General features: G+C 46.3%; 17 protein-coding genes, 1 riboswitch and 1 other annotated feature. Of the genes, 8 read left to right on the top strand and 9 right to left on the bottom strand.

What is annotated here, in order from left to right:
* Positions 1 to 166: 166 nt before the first annotated feature.
* Positions 167 to 1,546, top strand: a complete 1,380-nt coding sequence (locus KNO76_RS07545) for a TrkH family potassium uptake protein (protein WP_214703718.1) — start codon at positions 167 to 169, stop codon at positions 1,544 to 1,546.
* Between the two features lie 141 nt (positions 1,547 to 1,687).
* Complete coding sequence (locus KNO76_RS07540; protein ID WP_214703720.1) at positions 1,688 to 2,011, top strand: hypothetical protein; 324 nt, start codon at positions 1,688 to 1,690, stop codon at positions 2,009 to 2,011.
* Between the two features lie 69 nt (positions 2,012 to 2,080).
* Here KNO76_RS07540 and KNO76_RS07535 read toward each other — a convergent pair whose 3' ends face one another.
* Positions 2,081 to 3,151 (bottom strand): SDR family oxidoreductase, encoded by a 1,071-nt coding sequence (locus KNO76_RS07535; protein ID WP_214703722.1) that lies wholly within the window; start codon positions 3,149 to 3,151, stop codon positions 2,081 to 2,083.
* Positions 3,148 to 5,322 carry a PAS domain-containing sensor histidine kinase gene (locus KNO76_RS07530; RefSeq protein ID WP_051545917.1) on the bottom strand — a complete coding sequence of 725 codons (2,175 nt, stop codon included), beginning with the start codon at positions 5,320 to 5,322 and terminating at the stop codon, positions 3,148 to 3,150. The genes KNO76_RS07535 and KNO76_RS07530 overlap by 4 nt, the downstream gene beginning before the upstream one ends.
* A gap of 127 nt (positions 5,323 to 5,449) precedes the next feature.
* Between KNO76_RS07530 and KNO76_RS07525 the strand changes: the two genes are divergently transcribed.
* Both KNO76_RS07525 and KNO76_RS07520 read left to right on the top strand, forming a co-directional pair.
* Positions 5,450 to 5,944 (top strand): restriction endonuclease, encoded by a 495-nt coding sequence (locus tag KNO76_RS07525; RefSeq protein WP_026824515.1) that lies wholly within the window; start codon positions 5,450 to 5,452, stop codon positions 5,942 to 5,944.
* A 216-nt stretch (positions 5,945 to 6,160) separates the two neighbouring features.
* The gene (locus KNO76_RS07520; protein WP_026824514.1) at positions 6,161 to 6,643 is read left to right on the top strand and encodes an LURP-one-related family protein; all 483 of its coding nucleotides are present in this window, start codon (positions 6,161 to 6,163) and stop codon (positions 6,641 to 6,643) included.
* A gap of 61 nt (positions 6,644 to 6,704) precedes the next feature.
* On the opposite strand, the gene KNO76_RS07515 is transcribed toward KNO76_RS07520, so the two are convergent.
* Positions 6,705 to 7,328 (bottom strand): DUF1836 domain-containing protein, encoded by a 624-nt coding sequence (locus tag KNO76_RS07515; RefSeq protein ID WP_026824513.1) that lies wholly within the window; start codon positions 7,326 to 7,328, stop codon positions 6,705 to 6,707.
* Between the two features lie 151 nt (positions 7,329 to 7,479).
* On the opposite strand from KNO76_RS07515, the gene KNO76_RS07510 reads away from it, so the two are divergent.
* Both KNO76_RS07510 and murB read left to right on the top strand, forming a co-directional pair.
* A complete protein-coding gene (locus KNO76_RS07510; protein ID WP_214884335.1) occupies positions 7,480 to 8,130 on the top strand; it encodes a diacylglycerol/polyprenol kinase family protein in 651 nt (216 codons plus the stop codon).
* Positions 8,131 to 8,284: 154 nt separating this feature from the next.
* Positions 8,285 to 9,205: a UDP-N-acetylmuramate dehydrogenase gene (gene murB, locus KNO76_RS07505; protein ID WP_026824511.1), complete on the top strand. Its 921-nt coding sequence runs from the start codon at positions 8,285 to 8,287 to the stop codon at positions 9,203 to 9,205.
* 88 nt (positions 9,206 to 9,293) lie between these two features.
* Here murB and ald read toward each other — a convergent pair whose 3' ends face one another.
* The 4 genes from ald to trhO form a co-directional block, all read right to left on the bottom strand.
* Positions 9,294 to 10,424 (bottom strand): alanine dehydrogenase, encoded by a 1,131-nt coding sequence (gene ald / locus KNO76_RS07500; protein ID WP_026824510.1) that lies wholly within the window; start codon positions 10,422 to 10,424, stop codon positions 9,294 to 9,296.
* Between the two features lie 132 nt (positions 10,425 to 10,556).
* Positions 10,557 to 11,780 carry a PucR family transcriptional regulator gene (locus tag KNO76_RS07495; protein ID WP_214703726.1) on the bottom strand — a complete coding sequence of 408 codons (1,224 nt, stop codon included), beginning with the start codon at positions 11,778 to 11,780 and terminating at the stop codon, positions 10,557 to 10,559.
* Between the two features lie 90 nt (positions 11,781 to 11,870).
* Positions 11,871 to 12,296, bottom strand: coding sequence for a divergent PAP2 family protein (locus KNO76_RS07490; RefSeq protein ID WP_026824508.1), 426 nt, complete (start codon positions 12,294 to 12,296; stop codon positions 11,871 to 11,873).
* Between the two features lie 117 nt (positions 12,297 to 12,413).
* A complete protein-coding gene (trhO, locus tag KNO76_RS07485; RefSeq protein WP_214884321.1) occupies positions 12,414 to 13,355 on the bottom strand; it encodes an oxygen-dependent tRNA uridine(34) hydroxylase TrhO in 942 nt (313 codons plus the stop codon).
* A 225-nt stretch (positions 13,356 to 13,580) separates the two neighbouring features.
* Here trhO and KNO76_RS07480 point away from each other — a divergent pair, with 225 nt between their 5' ends.
* Positions 13,581 to 14,225 carry a TVP38/TMEM64 family protein gene (locus KNO76_RS07480; RefSeq protein WP_214703727.1) on the top strand — a complete coding sequence of 215 codons (645 nt, stop codon included), beginning with the start codon at positions 13,581 to 13,583 and terminating at the stop codon, positions 14,223 to 14,225.
* 17 nt (positions 14,226 to 14,242) lie between these two features.
* Here KNO76_RS07480 and KNO76_RS07475 read toward each other — a convergent pair whose 3' ends face one another.
* Both KNO76_RS07475 and KNO76_RS07470 read right to left on the bottom strand, forming a co-directional pair.
* On the bottom strand, positions 14,243 to 15,526 hold the full coding sequence (locus KNO76_RS07475) for a Na+/H+ antiporter NhaC family protein (RefSeq protein ID WP_214884319.1): 1,284 nt from the start codon (positions 15,524 to 15,526) through the stop codon (positions 14,243 to 14,245).
* 67 nt (positions 15,527 to 15,593) lie between these two features.
* Positions 15,594 to 15,689, bottom strand: a riboswitch (SAM riboswitch).
* Positions 15,690 to 15,787: 98 nt separating this feature from the next.
* Positions 15,788 to 17,467, bottom strand: a complete 1,680-nt coding sequence (locus KNO76_RS07470) for a GGDEF domain-containing protein (protein ID WP_214884316.1) — start codon at positions 17,465 to 17,467, stop codon at positions 15,788 to 15,790.
* 154 nt (positions 17,468 to 17,621) lie between these two features.
* Positions 17,622 to 17,833 (top strand) — a binding site (T-box leader).
* Between the two features lie 57 nt (positions 17,834 to 17,890).
* On the opposite strand from KNO76_RS07470, the gene argS reads away from it, so the two are divergent.
* Entirely contained in the window at positions 17,891 to 19,573 is a 1,683-nt protein-coding gene (gene argS, locus KNO76_RS07465) for an arginine--tRNA ligase (RefSeq protein ID WP_214884313.1), read from the top strand.
* Positions 19,574 to 19,662: the final 89 nt, after the last annotated feature.

Raw genomic sequence — 19,662 nt, 5'->3', positions numbered from 1 at the left:
GTACTAGGGTCCACGGTTTCATTCAACCTCCTCAACAATCTTAAAGTCTATCTCTCATAATACCAAAAAATCGTGAGGAGCGTTAGAGATACATTTTCTTGTTGGCATTTATTGAGGCGAGGAGTAACATGGGGCTTAGAATAATAGAAGAGAAGGAGATGTCGTGATGCGGCATAGATTGTCAGCGCGTGAGTTGCGCTTAAAGCGAGTCGAGTCACTCTATCGAATCGTATTTGAAAAACCTGCTCGTTTCATTGCGGGTGGCTTCTTACTTGCGATTTTTATTGGGGCAACTCTTTTATATATGCCATTTGCCCAAGATGAGCCTGTTTCTTGGATTGATTGCCTATTCATCGCGACTTCTGCGGGAACTGTGACGGGGTTATCTACGGTTGATATTGGAACATCTTTCAATACATTCGGGGAATTAGTCATTGTTGCTCTTATTCAAATCGGTGGTCTCGGCTTTATGACAATCGCATTAATGCTCTTGAGCGTATTGGGTAAGAAAATCGGATTGAAACAACGAATAATTTTACAGGAATCATTAAACTTAGCAGGACCGGGTGGAACGGTACGACTTGTAAGAAACATTATTTTTACGACTGTAATTGTGCAATTCATCGGGATGTTATTTTTAACGTTTGAACTTTATAGTACAGAAAATTATTCTTTCATCTCAGCGCTACACTACGGTTTTTTCCATGCTGTTTCTGCCTTTAACAATGCAGGGTTCGCATTATTTCCGGATAGCCTGATGTCGTTTGAACAGAACACGGCGATTGTTGTAACGATTGCACTCATGATCATGGTTGGTGGTCTCGGCTTTACGACCATTGCCGACGCGACAGAAGTAAGAGGGTGGAAACGCCTCGCACTTCATTCGAAAATCATGATTCTATCTCTGCTTGTCATCAATGGGATCGCTTGGTTCATGCTAATGATGTTTGAATGGGTATCGAACGAAGGTGCTTTGTATGGACGATCGTTCGGTGAGGCGCTACATGTGACATTCTTTCAAGCCGTGACGACGCGAACAGCCGGTTTCAATACAATCGATATCGCCACGATGGCGCCTGTATCAATCGGCTTAATTTTGATTCTCATGTATATCGGGGCTGGTGCAGCGTCGACTGGGTCTGGGATTAAAGTGACGACACTTGCAGTCATCTTCGCGGATATGTGGGCGTTCATCGCAGGAAAAAAAGAAACGGTTATTATGGAACGGACGATTGATGCGTTTCAAATAAAAAAAGCATACGTCGTTGCAATTTCGAGTTTCTTTTTTATTCTTATAATCACGACACTTGTTATTTTGACGAACGGTCACATTCCAGCGAGTGCCATTTTATTTGAGACAGTCTCGGCATTCGGGACGGTGGGATTATCGCTAGGAATCACCGCGGAATTGAACGATGCTGGAAAAGGTCTGATTATGTTCATGATGCTTCTCGGACGTGTCGGATCGCTGACGATTCTCTTTACCGTCGCACGTCAAGCCGACCGGAAGATTCGCTATCCGAAAGAGAAGATTTTGATTGGGTGAACGATGGTCCGTATATAAGAGTAGGTTGCAATCCTTGTGAATGGGGTTGCAACTTTTTTTAGATTTAGAATAGTCAGGAGGTGACAACGTTTTTTGACAGCCTTCATCCGATTAAATCATTGGTATATAATGGGCTCGTGAATGCAAAATCGATTTAGATTGACAAAGGAGGGTTATGGCCTGTTATCTTGGCTCGGTATGACAAAAGGAGAGGAGACAGGACGATCATTTTTCGGGGGTGTGTCGAAACGAGCGGTGACGCTTGTGTTGTTCTCCTCATTGATGTTGATGTACGGTGTGAAGTCGCTATTGATCTACCTGATTCCCACAGCGTATTTGGAAGATGCCATCGTTGCGGTTCTCCCTGGCATCGTGGGGCTCCTCGTTTCGTTGGTGTATATCCTCGTCCTCGAACGTCTGCTACATGATCAAGCAGTGTCTCGTAACCACGCGGATGAGAACTAAACAAGTGTACGCTCGTTCACAGTGTACACTTGTTCTTTTGGTTCCAGTCATAGTTGAAGCCCTGACACCTCAGGGCTTTTTGTGTGTCATGAAATAACGGACGATCTCCGGTAGATAATCTTGTAAATCTGGACAGACGATGCCGGTCCCGTCGAGCGCACGGATCGTTTGTGTCGTGTCAAAATGAACGGGATGCTTGAAGTACTCCAATAGTTCATGAGGGACATCGAGTTGTGCGGCATTCTTCCAGGTCGTGAATGCGACGTCCGCAACAGCGTGAGGGACCGTTCCTCGAGGCGGACGTTGGAACATCGTCTCATGCAACATACGATACACTTCTCGCGCCCCGTGTGGGAAGGGGTCTGTCAGATGGAACGTTCGTTTCATTCCTTCTGGCGAGTGTGCCAAGAAGGCGGTCGCTTCCACTACGTAATCATAAGGAACGAGATTCACCTCGACGTTTGCTCGACCGATATAAGGCAATGGTCGCATCTGCTGGAGTTGAGCCATCAACTTCAGTACGAAATAGACACCGTCAAACTTTTTCGTTTCTCCTGTTCGACTATGGCCAATCACGATACCAGGCCGAATGATGGTGATTGGCATGATTCCCATCTCACGTGAGACGAGCGCTTCTGCTTCGTATTTAGTCGCTTCATAATGATTTTTAAACTGTGCCCGATGCCATAACTCGTTTTCATAGACCGTTCCCCGACGATGTCCAGCGATATAGGCTGTACTGAAGTATACGTAACGCTTTAATTGTTTCGAGCGCTTGGCGAACGCCGTTACATGTTTCGTTCCGAGGATATTGACACGATAACCGGTATCATAAGGAATGCTTAGGTCGTAGGCAGCAGCAAGGTGAAAGACGTAATGCACGTCTCGCTCGATGACGGACCGCATAATCGGATCAAGAATCACTTCAGGCAACGTGATATCCGCCTCCACTAAGACGAGCTGACGAGGCTCGAGGGATGTCATGGACAGCAACGTATCCCGTAGTTCTTCCGCTTCACGCTGTTGGTTCGGAAGGTGTAGCGCATAGATCGTTCCGATTTGGTGAGGTAACGAAGCGAGGTGTTCAATTAATTTTCCTGCTAAAAATCCAGGGAATCCGGTAAAGGCATAATTGTTCATGACGTTTCCTCCGCTAAGTCTAATGTGAATGTAAAAGTTGATCCTTTTCCGATACTCGATTCTACTTCAATGCTTCCGCCGTGTGATTCGATAATTTCTTTACAAATGGAAAGACCGAGACCGGTCCCGCCGATTTTACGTGTATCCGAATTGTCGACCCGGTAGAACTTTGTAAATAATTTCTCGAAAGCGTGCTCAGGAATACCGATTCCGAAGTCCCGAATGGATACATGAGCCTGGTTGTGGTCTTGTCGGATTCGTACTTCGATTTCTTGTTCGTTCGGCGAATACTTGATGGCATTTGAAATCAAGTTGACAAGTACCTGTTCAATCCGGTTTCGGTCAGCAATCAACAGCATGTCATTATCGGCATTGTCGAAATGGATAGCGTGGTCATTCGTTTCACGGAAGCGTTCAATCACTTCTAAGACGAGTTTATTCAAAGAAAAATGATCTTGTTTATATTCCTGATGCCCATCCTCCATGCGTTGAATGTCCAAAAAATCGTTTAGTAAAGCAGTCAGCCGTTTGGCCTCCTTCGCCATCGTCTTCAAGAACCGTTCTCGTTTTTCAGGTGTCAAATCACGTGCGAGCATCAATTCGATGTACCCTGACAACGAGGAGAGTGGTGTTCTGAGTTCATGTGAGACCGTACTCACTAATTCATTTTTAATCTGATCCATTCGTTCTTCTTCAGTCCGGTTCCGGAACACGAATAAGAAGCCACTATCCATACCGAATTGCCGCTTCGTATCCATAATTGTCCCGTACATCTCGTAATATTCTTCATCCCGGTCGCTCGGCTGTGGGATGGAGAAGCGCATCGACACCTCTTGAGCCGTTCCGTCGAGAAGTTGGTCCATCTTGCGTAACATTTCGCTTCGATCACGTGGACGGAACGTAGAGAGGAGCGGGATACGTTCTTGAATTTTATTCGGAGCGATTCCAGGTAAATCCATGAGTCGTCGCGCGTGGACGTTCATGAACAAGACACTCCCGTTCGATTCGGTTAAGACGAATGCTTCATTCGACGCTTGCAAAATGGATTGAATGACATCCCGTTGACGGGCGATTGCATTTTTTTCACGTTCGAGCATACGCTCTACTTTTTTACGGTCACTGATGTCACGCATGACGGCTACCCGTAACGTTTGACCTTGATACGTCACTTCTTTCGGATATACTTCCATTTCTAAGAATGTCCCATCTTCTCGCCGTCCAATCACTTCATAAGGGGTTTGAATATGGTTCCGAATGCGTCTCAGTACGTCAGCCCGGTATCCTTCTGCGATGAACTCGATGGTTTGGCGGCCGACCATCTGTTCGGCAGGGATTTTGAATATAGATTCAGCTGCCTTGTTCGCATCGAGAATCATCCCATCCTCATGAAACAGGACGGCTTCGATGACGGATTCGGCAAACATACGATAGCGTTGTTCTTTATAACGCAGCTCTCGTTTTAATTCAATCTCCGGGCTCACATCGAATACAAAGAAAAAAAAGCCGATGAGTTGCTCTTGCTCGTACACCGGATGCATGAATAGTTTTCCGATGAAATGTGTCCGGTCCTTACATTGAAACTTCCACTCCCGGTCTCCTTTGTCGAGAGCAAGGCGCAGCATTTGTTCAAAAGAAAGCAGCTGTTCCATTTCGTCCTGGTACGCGGAGCGCTTTTCGCTCAACTCTCTCGATTCAAATAGAGCGAACGGAGTCATTTCATAGAGCACTTCATGGGGTGCATAGCCGAACAGTTCTGTTGCCCCTTGATTAAATCGAGTGATTAACAGGTTCGCATCCGTCATAATCATCGCCATATCGAGCTCTGTGTGCATCATCGCCTCAAAGGCGTTATGCTGAATCGTCACGCGTGTATCGTGAGGGAGAGGTTCGATGGAGAGGATATAATTATCTTCCCAAGGGTTAGCGTGCACACGCATCGTCGGTAGTTCATACATCCAAGGAAGCCCTTGTTCCATGCGACGAGACAATTCCATCGTAATCGGCGACTGGTTGACCATATGGAAAAGGTTAGCACGAGTCTGCAGATTCTCTGGAAATTGCTCTAGAAATGGGCGGTTTGCTTGGACGATTGTTCCATCTTTCTGTATTAAAGCAACCCCATAAGGTAGTGCATGTAGTAACTTACTTTGGAGATTGGCGTGATTCTCCATGAACGGTCATCCCTCCTTCTTCGGTGTCAGACGAGCATATCTTTTATATCATTCGACATATCCCCCTTTCATTTCCTGCCCTCGAAACGGTAAAGTGAGAGAGAAGACTCAGAAAGGAAAGATGGGGATGATTGGATTACTCATTAGTATCATCGGTGCCATTAGTTTATGGTGGTTCGAGGCACCACTTTGGAGCAGTATTTTGCTTCTTCTGCTTGGAATCGGGTGGTTTGTTTGGAAGATTCGGTTGTCGACGATTGATCGAATCGATCGCATGGACGGTCGAGAGTTTGAACTATTTTTAGAAGAAGTGTTCACAGCACTCGGTTACACGGTCACCGTGACACCTGCATCCCGAGACTTTGGAGCTGACTTGTTACTGAAGACGCCTGATGGATGGACGATCGCGATACAAGCGAAACGATATGAAAAGGTGGTCGGACTTGAAGCGGTTCAACAAATTGCGGCGGCAGTCCCGTACTATCAAGCTCATGAAGGATGGGTCGTGACGAACTCGACTTATACGGACGGTGCGTATGAATTAGCGTCACCAAATCAAGTTCGTTTGATTGCAAGAATGGAACTTGAAGAACTCTTAAAAGAAGCGGGATATAAGCGATAAGGATAGGCCTGTTCACAAGTTCGACAGAATCCGGAATAATGTCGAAAAAAAGGGGTTGTCTTTTTCGTTAAACGATGCAATAATCATCTTCGTCATATGAAATATGTAGTAGTTGAAACGAGATAAAAACTACACAGAGAAACGATTGGGGTTTTAAGAAATACCCGACCGTACACATAAAAAAACACGGTTGGAACGTGCTAGGAGGAAAAAGCGGTGCGCAAATTAATTTATGTAAAAGGTTGCGTCTTTACGCAAGGCGAGGCGACCATTTATGATGAGACAAATGATGCGATCGGATCTGTTCACCGCGACGCGGAAGGCAGCGTCCAAGTACACAATTTGTCTGGACGACAGATCGCTCACGGGAAGTATATTCCGAACTGCCAAAAATGGGTCGTGATGAACCATGACGGGCAGGCAATCGGTCAATTGAAAGATAAGTTCTCGTTATTCGGGAAAAAGTGTGAGTACAATGTCTATGAACGCGGACTCTTCACGATTCAATACGATGTGGAACGTCATAAGTTCAGTGTCCGAGACAAAGCAGGTAAGCTTGTCGCCGAACTACGGAAACAAGAAAATGATACGTTCTGCCTAACGAAAGAAGCAGACCAACTATCCATGTTCGAACTTCTTTCTGTTTTAAAGACGTTAACGGTTAAATCGCGGATGCCGCTTGCAGTATCTGTCTCATAAAAATGACGAGCACCGGTCGAGGGGACCGGTGCTTTTTTGATGCCACGACAAAACCGCTTCATCAAATGAAGCGGTTTAAATAGTGCTTCGCCTCGAGTTCGAGTGTCGTCACCCGATGTGCGTATAGACAGAGCTTCAAAACGTGGACGATATTCGGATGGGTATATTTCGTCTTTTCAAGTGAACGTTTTGCCCGCGTATCGAGAAGGTCAATCGGGCTTGTGGACTTCGCATATTCCGCATACAGACGATAGAAATCAATCGGGGTGATGAAGTCGTCTTCGTCCCGGTCAGGGTTATTGAAGATGAGCGCCAACAAGGAACTCGTCTCTTCCAGTGAAAAAAGGTGTTTCAAGTCATCAAGGAGATAAATGATTGCCGCTTGATGCAAGGAATACTTTTTACCGATTCGTGGGACACCGATGATTTTCCGGACTTCACGCTTCGTCCAGTTTTGAATTGTCGTCGCGGAGAGATGTTCTCCGGTCAATGCGTTCGCAAGTGCGACGATTTGGTTGATTGATAAGCCGTTCTTTTCAATATGAAACAAGTGGATTTTTCGAAGCTCTTTTGGAAAGTGCTCACGTACGTCCTCGGGGAAGAGGGCGATGGCTCGCTCGATTTCTCCGACCTGCATAAAATGAAGGCAATCTGCCAAAGTTTGAATTGAAGTTGCGTCGCGCATACGGCCACCCTTTCTATCGCCAACATCGTACGTTGGCTATACAGTCATTTGACCTCATTCTACCAAATGTTTGAAAAGTAAGCTAGGATGGGCACCGATTAAGGTATAATGACGATATCATATACACTCTGTACATAAAGGTGGTCAAGCAATGAATGAATGGATTAGTTCAATTCTTTCGATCGTGGTCGTCCTCGTATTTCTCGTAGGACTCGAACAAGTTGGGAAACGTCTTGGGTGGACAGATGAAACAATTCGAAAAAGTGTACATATCGCAGTCGGGCACTGGTCTCTTTTAGCGATTTGGTTATTAGAGTCATGGTACGTTGCGGCAGTCCCGCTTATCTTTTTTACCTTTGCGAACGCGGTCTTGTTATACAAAAGTCCATCGCCGGTACATCAAACGGAAAGAAAGTCGTTCGGGACAGTTTATTATCCAATCGCGTTACTCGTTATCCTCTATTTTTTCTTTGAGTCAGAGCCGATTGCTTTTTTAGCCGGTTCACTCGTTCTCGCATGGGGAGACGGGATGGCTGCACTCATCGGACGGAAATACGGCACAATCACTTATGACTTATACGGCCAAAAGCGTTCCTTCCAAGGAAGTGTCGCGATGTTCCTTAGTTCATATGCGGTCTTATTTTTATTGTTTTTGTGGAATGATATCGTGATGTGGCAAGTGGTAACTTATGGGTTTATTATTTCCATCATTGCAACGCTGACAGAAGCGATATCGTATCGAGATTGGGATAACTTTACAATCCCCATTGTAGTTGCTATGGCCACATCACTATTGTTATAAACTAATTGTTAATTTGTAAGAAAAACGTTGCTTGTCACGCCCGGTAATCATTTGTATACTGTGTTTCGTACTGAAACCATTCAGGGACGTGCTCGGGATGAATGAAATGGGACCGAACACTGATTAAATAGAAGGTAAAGGATTGAGTGAACGCATGAGCTTTTTACAGCAACTTCAAAGTATCATTCCGACCGAGCGCGTCCTTCAAGACGAGCCATTGTCGGCGCACACGTATACAAAACTAGGTGGAAAGGCAGATTACTTCGTAGCACCACATACGTACGAAGAAGTACAGGCCGTTTTAGAACTAGCCCATCAGGAAGCGATGCCATTTATGGTTCTTGGGTTCGGTTCAAATTTGATTGTCCGGGATGGGGGAATCCGCGGAATCGTTTTAAATTTGAATGAATTAAACACGATTCGTCGTGATGGCGATCAAATGATTGCACAAGCTGGAGCAGCGATTATTGATGTTTCTCGTCAAGCGCTTGCAGAGAGCTTGTCTGGTCTTGAGTTTGCTTGTGGTATTCCTGGAACGGTCGGTGGTGCGGTCTATATGAATGCTGGTGCATACGGAGGAGAGACGAAAGACGTCATTACGTCTGCGACGGTATTGACACCGGAAGGCCAAGTACTTCATTTGTCAAAAAACGAACTGGAACTTGATTACCGGACGAGTCGTGTATCTAAAGAGGGATTGATCGTATTAGAAGCGACGTTCGAACTCGAACCGAAGAACTACGAAGTGATCAAAGAAGTGATGGACGATTTGACATATAAACGTGAATCGAAGCAACCGCTGGAGTATCCTTCATGCGGAAGTGTATTTAAACGCCCACCTGGCTATTTTGCCGGCAAGTTGATTCAGGAATCAGGTCTACAGGGTAAGCGAATCGGAGGAGCAGAAGTATCGCTCAAGCACGCCGGATTTATCGTCAATATTGACGAGGCGACAGCGACAGAGTACATCTCGCTCATTCGTCACGTCCAAACGACCGTCAAAGAAAAGTTCGAAGTGGAGTTAGAACCGGAAGTGAAAATTATCGGGGAAGACATCACCGTTGAGAATGCATAATGAAAGAAGGAATCGGACGACTTCGTTCGATTCCTTCTTTCATTTATAACAAAAAAGCAACGAGAACGGGCATCTCGTTGCCTTAGATTTATGCTTGTGTTTGTTTTGCGACCGCTTCATGAGCAGGAACGAACGGATATTCCAGATCACGAGCGACCGCTTCATATGTGACAGTCCCTTTGATGACGTTTAAGCCTTTGAGAAGTGAACCATTTTCAAGAAGTGCTTGGAATACGCCTTTTTGTGCACATTCAATGATATATGGCATCGTCGCGTTCGTCAGACCCATTGTTGATGTGCGTGGTACTGCTCCCGGCATGTTAGCAACGGCATAATGCTGTACACCATAACGTTCATACGTCGGTGCATCATGCGTGGTGATGTGGTCGATTGTCTCACAAATGCCTCCTTGGTCGATCGCGACGTCTACGATGACAGAGCCTGGTGACATTCGTTGTACCATTTCTTCTGTGACAAGCTTAGGTGCTTTCGCTCCTGGAATGAGGACAGCCCCGATGACGAGGTCACTCTCGGCCACTCGTTTGGCGATATTATATTTATTTGAGATTAACGTGTTGATGGTATTTCCAAACAAGTCATCGATTTGACGAAGACGAGCAGGGCTAATGTCCATCAGCGTAACGCTTGCGCCGAGACCGATTGCGATGCGGGCCGCGTTCGTTCCGACGACACCGCCCCCGATGACGGTAACATTCGCACGAGGCACGCCTGGTAATCCTGACATTAAAATTCCTTTCCCACCGTGAGGTTTTTCAAGGATTTGTGCTCCGATTTGGGCAGCCATCCGACCTGCCACTTCACTCATTGGTGTGAGAAGTGGTAACGTCCGATCGACCTCTACTGTCTCATACGCAATTGCTGTTATACCTGAATCGACGAGCGCTTTCGTTAACTCTGGCTCCGCCGCGAGGTGTAAATACGTGAAGAGCGTCAAATCAGAACGGAAATATTGATATTCCGACGGCTGTGGCTCTTTTACTTTAAGTGCGAGTTCGACGCCTTCCCATACTTCTTTCGCTGTTTCGACGATTGTTGCACCTGCATCGATATACTCCATATTCGTGAATCCACTACCGAGTCCGGCGTTCGTTTCGACGACTACGTCATGACCAAGCTCTGTTAGCATAAATGAACCCATCGGTGTTAATGCCACCCGATTTTCGTTGTTTTTAATTTCTTTTAATACCCCGATTTTCATGGAACATTCCCCTTTCATTCCGTTGACACAAATTGTTCACACCCCTAGTATAAATCCAATTGAAAGCGCTGTCTTTATCATGGATTCTAAAAACGAAGACGTTCGCTTTGTGAAAAAACACAAAGCGAACGTCTAGTCTTCTAATCGATATTGACCAGCTTTGATGGCCAAATAAATCATAGCTCGTTCCGGTAATGACACTTGAGTGATATTCGTCAACTCTTCGATGCGTCGAATCCGGTATAGGACGGTATTCGGATGGATGTGTAGGTGGGATGCGACTCGCTTAACATTGCCTTCGAAATAAAAATACCATTCGAGTGTCGTCACGAGTTCGGTCTGATGGGACGAATCGTAATGTTGCAACCGTTCGATGGTCGGATGGGTTTCAAGTCGGAGCCCGATGCGCCGTGCGAGCTCTGGGACAAGTTGATAAATTCCAATCTGTTCGAAAGCACGGGAAGTCGAGAGTTCGAGAGGGAACTTGCGACGCAATGTCGTGACGCGTCTTGCTTCCTCGGCTGCGTCGTATAACATGTCACTCTCAAAAAAGCGTCGACTGATTCCGAGTCGTGGTTCGGATTCGATAAATTTGTCTTGAAGTAACTGTTCGAACCGTTCCGCCCAAGCTAATAATTCCGTCTCTTCATCGGACAGTTCAGACTTCATATAGTGCCAGACGAGTAACTGCTGACCATCGATGGCATGTAAAACGACTTCGATTGCCTCTTGAGTTGCGAGCACATAATGAAGACGCTCAGCGAGTTGAGGGGTGATCGGTTGGGTACATTCGATGATTGTTAGACGACTCGCGACCGCGATAGGTGCGAGTTCATTCAATCTTTCGCGATTAGAATCGGAGAGCGACGAAGAAGCAAGGACATCTAATAAAAAACGTTCAAGCTCGGCACTGATACGACGTTCGTGCATCGCAATTGTCATGAGTAGTTTCTTGGCGATTGTCGCTCCTTCTTGTAGAATTGCCAACTCTTGATTGGTGAACGGATTTGTGCGGGCTAAACTCCAAATATAGCCGAGTACTTCATCATGTTGTTTGATGACGATTGCCGCGCGTTCCCCGAGACCGATGGAGAGCCGCGCTGGGATGACAACGGGTTCATCTTGGACGGTGACTTCTCTTAAAATACCACTCTCCCATAAATCTTCGATCACGGCTTCAGGTACGCGACGACCGATAATGGTCGCGATTCTGGCCGGGTCGGTCGAGTCGGGATGGGTACTATAGGCGAGTAATTGGTGATAGCGATTTTCAATCGTAATAGGTGCTCGAATCGCTTGGCCAATCGCTTCGGCGAGTGTATCGAGTGATTCATATGATTTCTGCAAAAAAGGCATATCGATTCCTCCTCACTCTGAGTATACCGTCTTCTTTGTGAAACTTCACAAAAAGAATCGAGAGTGTGAGAAATGACATACCTTTAACGATTAAATGGGAAAAAACAATCCAACGACAAGGCCGAGTAAAGCCCCAATGATGACTTGGAACGGCGTATGTCCGACAAGCTCATTCAAGAGCGGGGTTTCATGTTTGATCCCCTTAAAGTAGTCATTCAAGAGACGAGCTTGAAACCCGACCGCCTGGCGAACTCCGGTAGCATCATACATGACGATTGTCGCAAAGACGACGGCGAGTGCGAACATACTCGAGTCAATCCCTTCTGCACGACCGATTGCCGTAGCGAGAGCAACGACAGTAGATGAGTGTGAACTCGGCATGCCGCCTGAAGCGAACATGATTTCAATTTCAAAATCCCGTGTTTTAATGAGTTCAGTTACGAGTTTGGCCGCTTGGGCGATAAACCAAGCAAGAATCGCAGCGAGTAAAGGTTCGTTAAACATGCAAGTATTCACTTCCTGTCTGACATAGTACCTTCACTATACCCGAAAGCGTCTCAGATTATACGTTAAGATTTCGTCAAAAAAGGTGCCGCGGATGAGTCATCCGTGACACCTTTTGGTCGATTTTTGTTACCCGACTACTCCTTCAGTTTCCTGAAGTTTCTCTGCAATATTGTCGATGATATAACGGTTGCGTGGGTGTTCTTGACACTCTTTTGAGCATGAACGCATTTGTTTCGGTTCACACTCTTCACAACAGAAATGTTGAACGTTGCACTCCGGGTTGGCACAATTAACGTAACGAACCGTTTCTGTCCCGCAATGCATGCAATGTGAGACGACAGATGGGTTCACCGAGTTGATAGGGACGTTGATGCGCTCATCGAAGACATAAAGCTCACCGTCCCAGTTCTCTCCTTTTGTCGCTTCGTCTTTTCCATACATCGCGACACCACCTTTTAAGTGGAAAATGTTATCGTGACCTTGGTCACGCATATATGCTGTAAATTTCTCGCAACGGACGCCGCCGGTACAGTATGTGAGAAGAGTTTTCCCTTCGTAGAGGTCCTTGTTCTCTTCAAGCCATTCCGGCATGTAACGTGAAGCCTCTACATCAATTTTGATCGCATTTTTAAAGCGACCAAGTTCGTACTCGTAGTTGTTACGAACATCGAGGATGACGACATCATCACGGTTCATCATCTCTTTCCATTCTGCTGGTTCTAGGTATGCTCCGTGTTGTTTCGGCACATCAAACTCACCATCAAAGCGCCACGTCACGAGCTCTTTCTTGTGACGAACAAAAATTTTCTTGAAGGCATGCTCTTCGACTTCATCGATTTTAAACTCAATATCGCTGAAGAGTGGGCTTGCTTTCAAATCATTCATGTATTGCTCGGTTTGTTCCCATGTACCGGAGCACGTTCCGTTGATTCCTTCAGAAGAAATCAGGATACGCCCTTTGATACCGAGATCTTTACAATACTTCAAATGTTCTTGCGTGAGTGTTTCTGGGTCTTCGATATTGACGTACTTATAGTACAGCAAGACCCGCATTGGTTTTGTTTCCATGTTATGTTGCTCCCCTGTGTTCAGTTTTTTGCAGGAAAACGAACGTTGGGTTGTGTCGTTCGACGAATAGACTTGCCTGCAACCACAAGTCCATTATTATATGATAAATATCACGACGGATTTTCGCAAATGGTTTTTAATTTTTTTTGATGAATGCAGGGAGATGCGTCTTCTAAATCGAATTCGGGTAATAGAGTAGTAACAAAAGTTGAAGGTGGAACGACTATGCTCACTTCTCTCCAACAGTACATTATCCAATTGATTGAGTGGCTTCAGAGTTTGCCTGGTGGTCCTTGGGCTGGTCTTGGTGCTCCATTTTTAGAAGCAATCTTCCCTTTTCTGCCACTCGTCTTAATCATTTCTGCGAATGCGGCGACATATGGCTTTTTGTTAGGTGTTCTCTTGTCGTGGATCGGGAGTCTTCTCGGAACGATTGTCGTCTTCGCGGCCGTCCGGTACATCTTCCGAAAACCGATGACACGATGGCTTGAGAAGCATAAGACGGCGATATATTGGTTAGAACGAATTAATCACATGAGCCCGATTTCGCTCGGGTTCTTATATTCACTCCCGTTCATCCCGGTCAGTTTGATTACCTATTTACTGGCGCTCATCCAAATGAAGCTCCGTACGTTCATATTAGCAGCGGGATTTGGTAAACTGCTCGTCGTCGTCATTTTCTCTGTCATCGGAGACCAGTGGGAAGAATTTATTCAAAGCCCGTTTCGCTTGTCGATGCTCGGTCTGCTCTTAGTCATACTATGGGCCATCAGTCGAGGGCTTGAGGAAGTGCTCAAGCGACGGGCGTTCAAGAAACGGAACGAGCAATTGAAACAAGAGATGGTGACCAAACGACAAACACCCCTTTGAGAAAGGGGTGTTTTCGCTTATGACTGATTTTTAAAGCGCGGGAAGTTGAAAGCAATGGCAATCCCTCCGCAAATAAAGAGGAGGAACGGATAGAACATGAACGGGACGAGGTCAGGCGATGCCGTCTCCGTCAACTCTGCGGCAATGAGGAGTTGTGCTCCGTATGGGAGAATCCCTTGTACGCCGCACGAGAAGATGTCGAGCACGCTAGCAGACTTTTTCCGTTCGATGTCATATTCGTCTGCAATGTTCGCTGCAAGCGGTCCGGCTACGAGAATGGAAATCGTGTTGTTCGCCGTCGCCACGTTTGTCGCACTGACAAGACCGGCGATACTCCATTCAGCACCGGCCCGTTTTTGGATGCGTGACGTCAAGGCATCACGTAAATATGCGAGACCGCCGTTATGTGAAATGAGTCCGACAAGTCCGCCCATGAGTAACGTCAAGAACGAGATTTCGGCCATGCCGATCATCCCGTCCGCAATGGCTGTCACAAACGCTGTCACAGATAAGCTTCCGTCAAGTAGACCAATGATACCCGTGAGCGTAATCCCACCTAACAAAACGAGAATGACGTTCAGTCCTGTTAACGCTAGTCCGATCACCGCGAGATACGGAATCAGTTTATACCACTCAAATGCAGCGACATCGACAGTCGATTCACCGTTCGATAAGACGGCGAGTAAAATGGTTGTGATGATTGCGGCCGGTAACACAATCCAGAAGTTCGTTCGGAACTTATCACGCATATTCGTCCGTTGTGTCCGCACAGCAGCGATGGTCGTATCTGAGATAAACGAGAGGTTATCCCCGAACATCGCACCCCCGACGACCGCTGCCGCAGCGATGGCGACGTTGACACCACTCTCTTCATGTATACCGAGTGCGATTGGTGCAAGTGCAGCAATCGTCCCGGTCGACGTTCCCATCGCCATGGAGATGAAGGCGGCAATGACGAAGAGCCCGCTCAAAAGAAGCGATGGTGGTAAGAGAGTCAACGCAGCGTTGACCGTTGCATCGATGGCGCCGATTGATTCAGCGACGGTTGAAAATGCGCCGGCCAGTAAGAAGATAAAAATCATAATGATGATTCCCGGATTGCCGGCTCCTTGAGCGATGCGCTCGACGGTTTGGATAGCATTTCCTTTTGTCATGAATGCTGCAACCATCAAGGCGATGATGGCCGCAACGAGGACCGGAAACTTATAAAAATCCCCGTAATAGACACCCGCTCCGATAAAAAAGAGTAAGAAGACGAGCAACGGCAAGAGTGCCCATTTGTTTGCTGTTGGTTGTTCCAAAATAATCACCTCATTAAAAATAAAAAGGACCCTTTTCTGAGAAAAAGGTCCTTCGTGCGAAATACCCTTTTCATCTTTCGAGCAATACGCCCGCTGGATTTGGCACAGGTTCCCCGCTGCCGAGACTTCACAGGGCCAGTCCCTCCGTCTCTCTCGATAAAAAGTTAATCTATTCAATTAGTAAACACGTTCCCTAACGTACCTGTTTCGAATCTAGTTGTCAACTTAAAAACTCCCCAATTCGATGTGAGAAAGGGGAGTTTACGTCGTTAAATTGTTGAAGTGTGCCACGCGGTTACGTCCTGCATATTTCCCACCGACATACAGCGCACGGTCTGCGTTTCGAATCGTATCATCTAGACGCTTATTTCCAAACGCTTCAATCGTATCGACTCCAATCGACGTGGTCACAGAAATTTCGTATTGGTCGACACAAAATGGTTTTGCTTCGATTTGGTGACGAATGCGCTCTGCGACTTCAATCGCTTGGGTCATATCACACTGGTTGAGGAGTAAAATGAATTCTTCCCCGCCATATCGTGCGGCAAAATCATCTGTACGAAGTACTTGTCGAATTCGTCGCCCGAATTCTTGTAACACGTGGTCACCGACTTGATGTCCATACGTATCATTGATTTTTTTGAAGAAATCAATATCGAGCATGGCGACCGAAATCGGATACATCGAGATATTGGATATTTGTTGAATCCCATATTCATAAAATGCGCGTGCATTTGCGAGAAGCGTCAAACTATCCGTCCGGCTCTCGGTATAGAGACGGTCTCGTTCATGACACCGACTGATGGTCCGATTGAACGACTTTAAGAGTTTGATGATTTCCTGCTGAATGATTTTTGGATATCCATAAACCTGCTCGCCGGTCATGACAATCCATGTACGAATTCCTTCTATTTCTTCCGAGCGGACAGAGACGAAGCTATGATAGTCATTATGGAAAGCATCGGAAAGTGAGGCATCCCATTCAAATCGCATCTCATAGTCGAGGACGGGGTCATTCGGTTGACTGATGTCGAGTAGTGCGTATACTACTGGTCGATCGATTGGTTGACGTGTCTTCAAATCAAAGTAGAGTATACGATCGAACAATCTAAACTCGACATATCCTTCATCGTAGTGATTCAATTGTTCACACTGACTTAAAAAAACTTCGATGGCTTGCGCCTCACTCTGTGACAAGGAGACGGCTTCTTTTGCTTCATCGTATTGTTCGATCAACGATTTGAATGCATCTTGCCGCTCTTTTTGAATGAGGAGCCGCTTAATAAAAAATGTTAATGCAGCCGCGATGCTACTGACGACAAGTAGATTGGTCTCTCGGAACAATGCCGCCGCTAAAATGAAGATCAGACTGACGACGTACGTATAAAATGCAATCTTCATAAAGTCGCTCAAGGCGATGTCGACACGGAACCACCATTTCACCTGATATTTTTGGAACACGGTGTTTAAGAAAATTTCAAGAAACAGTCCGGCGAGTGGAACAAAAGATTCCTGTGAATAAAAGTCAAGTCCGGTCTCGCCACCAATGGCGAGATAGACAGCTGCCGGAATAACAATTTCTAAATAAGCTGTAATGGCGTTCCAAGGATAAGTGAAACGGAATCGACGGATGGCGACTTTTGGTTTCAGATTGGCAAATTGAAAAATAAACAATCCGATTTGGTTGACGATGAGTGCCGTTTCAAATCCAAAAAATAAAAATAAGATTAAGACGATACTCTCAGAAAAAGTGAAGTACACACCTTTGACTTCGATTGAGTCGAGTTGAAAAATGACGACGAGTAATGAGATTAAAATAAACGACAACGGATCGATGGTTGGGGCGTGCAGGATATCCAATGCAAATAATCCGATGGTGAAGAGGAATAAAACGCTCCATATACTCCAGCCGAGCACGGACATCTTGCGAAAGTGATTCATATGTTCCCTCCTAGCTTGGGAAATTTCAAGATATAATAGTAAAGATTCGTCAGGATTTCGTGAGAGTCCTGCTTCTCTTCTATCCTGCTTGAATTCTAGCATTGAGTATACAGGGAATATCCTCTATAATGAAGTTGCTTTTCAACCGCATAGACGAATGTCGATGAAAAAGAGAGTAACGATGGTTTAGTCAACAAAGCGACCTGGGGATTGGTGAGAGCCCGGGCTGACAAACGTCGCGAAACGCACTTTTGAGATGCTATCCGAAACGAGAGTAGGCATAGCCGGAGGGAACCGTTATCACCATAAAGCGGTCTGCATCATGCAGGCAAGAAGAGTGGTACCGCGGGAATTCCCGTCTCTTTGCATCTATGCAAAGGGCGTTTTTTTTATGAGTTGTTATTGAAGAAGGAGGACATACAGATGAGTTATGAACGCAAGTATGCAGAAGCACTATCCCGTGTCATCGGTGAAGAACTCACGATTGACCAAATTGAAGCATTGATTGAGAAGCCAAAACACGAGGCGCACGGTGACCTCGCGTTCCCGTGTTTCCAATTGGCGAAAGCTTACCGGAAAGCACCTGTTATGATTGCGACAGATATCGCAAATGAATTGAACGATGAATTGTTCACGAAAGTGGAGGCGGCGGGACCTTACGTCAACGTCTTCTTGAGCCGTGATGTCGTATCAAAAGAAATCATCAACACGGTACTTGAGGAAAAATCAGAGTATGCAACACACGAGGCACGCAATGAAACGATTGTGACGGACTTCTCGTCACCAAACATTGCGAAGCCGTTCTCGATGGGTCACTTGCGTTCGACGGTGATTGGGAATGCAATCAACCAAATCGCACGTAAAAACGGATATGACGTCGTCGGCGTCAACCACCTTGGAGACTGGGGCACTCAGTTTGGGAAATTGATGGTCGCCTACAAGAAGTGGGGCGATGAAGAAGCGGTACGAGCCAACCCGATTGCAGAACTCTTAAAATTATACGTCCATTTCCACGAAGAGGCGAAGACACAACCAGAACTCGAAGACGAAGGTCGTGCTTGGTTCAAAAAGCTTGAAGATGGTGATGCGGAAGCGACAGAACTTTGGCAGTGGTTCCGTGACGAGTCACTTAAAGAGTTCCAAAAAGTATATGACCTCCTCGGTGTGAAATTCGAAAGCTTCAATGGGGAAGCGTTCTATAACGATAAAATGGGACGCGTCGTCGAGATGCTCGAAGCGAAAAATCTCTTAGTCGAAAGTGAGGGCGCGATGGTCGTCTCGCTCGAAGACGAGAACTTGCCACCTTGCTTGATCAAGAAGAAAGATGGCGCGACATTGTACGCGACACGCGACTTGGCAGCAGCGATCTATCGTTACGAGACGTACAACTTCGTGCAAGCGAACTATGTCGTCGGTGGCGAACAGGCCCTTCACTTCAAACAGCTGTTCTCGGTCCTTCGTAAGCTTGGATATAACTTTGTCGATGGCATGCATCACGTACCGTTCGGCTTGATCTTGCAGGAAGGGAAGAAGATGTCGACACGTAAAGGACGCATCGTTCTTCTTGAAGAAGTCTTGAAAGAAGCGATTGAAAAGGCACAAGGGAACATCGAACAGAAGAACCCAGACCTTGCGAACGCACAAGACGTTGCCCGTATGGTCGGTGTTGGTGCAGTCGTCTTCCACGACTTAAAGAATGAACGTATCAACAACATTGAATTCGACCTCGACAGCATGCTCAAGTTTGAAGGCGAGACAGGACCTTACGTCCAATATACGAATGCCCGTGCCAACTCACTCCTTCGTAAAGGAAACTATGATGGCTCACCGTTCGCCGGTGCAGACGATGACCACTCATGGAATGTCGTCACGATGCTCAACGCGTTCCCGCACGTCATCACTCGTGCTCATGAACGCCGTGAACCATCCATCATCAGCCGTTACGTACTTGACCTCGCGCAAGCGTTCAACAAGTATTACGGCCATGTCCGCGTCCTAGAAGACGATGCGGGCAAACAGTCACGTCTCGCTCTCGTGAAGGCAGTGACGCTCGTATTGACAGAAGGACTCCGTTTACTCGGTGTCGAAGCTCCAGGTGAAATGTAAGACAGACGAAAGGACCTCAAAAAATTGAGGTCCTTTTCCTATGCTCACACTTTCATCCGTGTCACCGTTCGGGCTTCCGTGTCATATAG

It is taken from the genome of Exiguobacterium sp. s101 (assembly GCF_018617835.1).
Classification (GTDB): Bacteria; Bacillota; Bacilli; order Exiguobacteriales; family Exiguobacteriaceae; genus Exiguobacterium; species Exiguobacterium marinum.
Note: the sequence above shows the minus strand (reverse complement) of the source record. Positions and strands in the feature narration are given on the sequence as shown.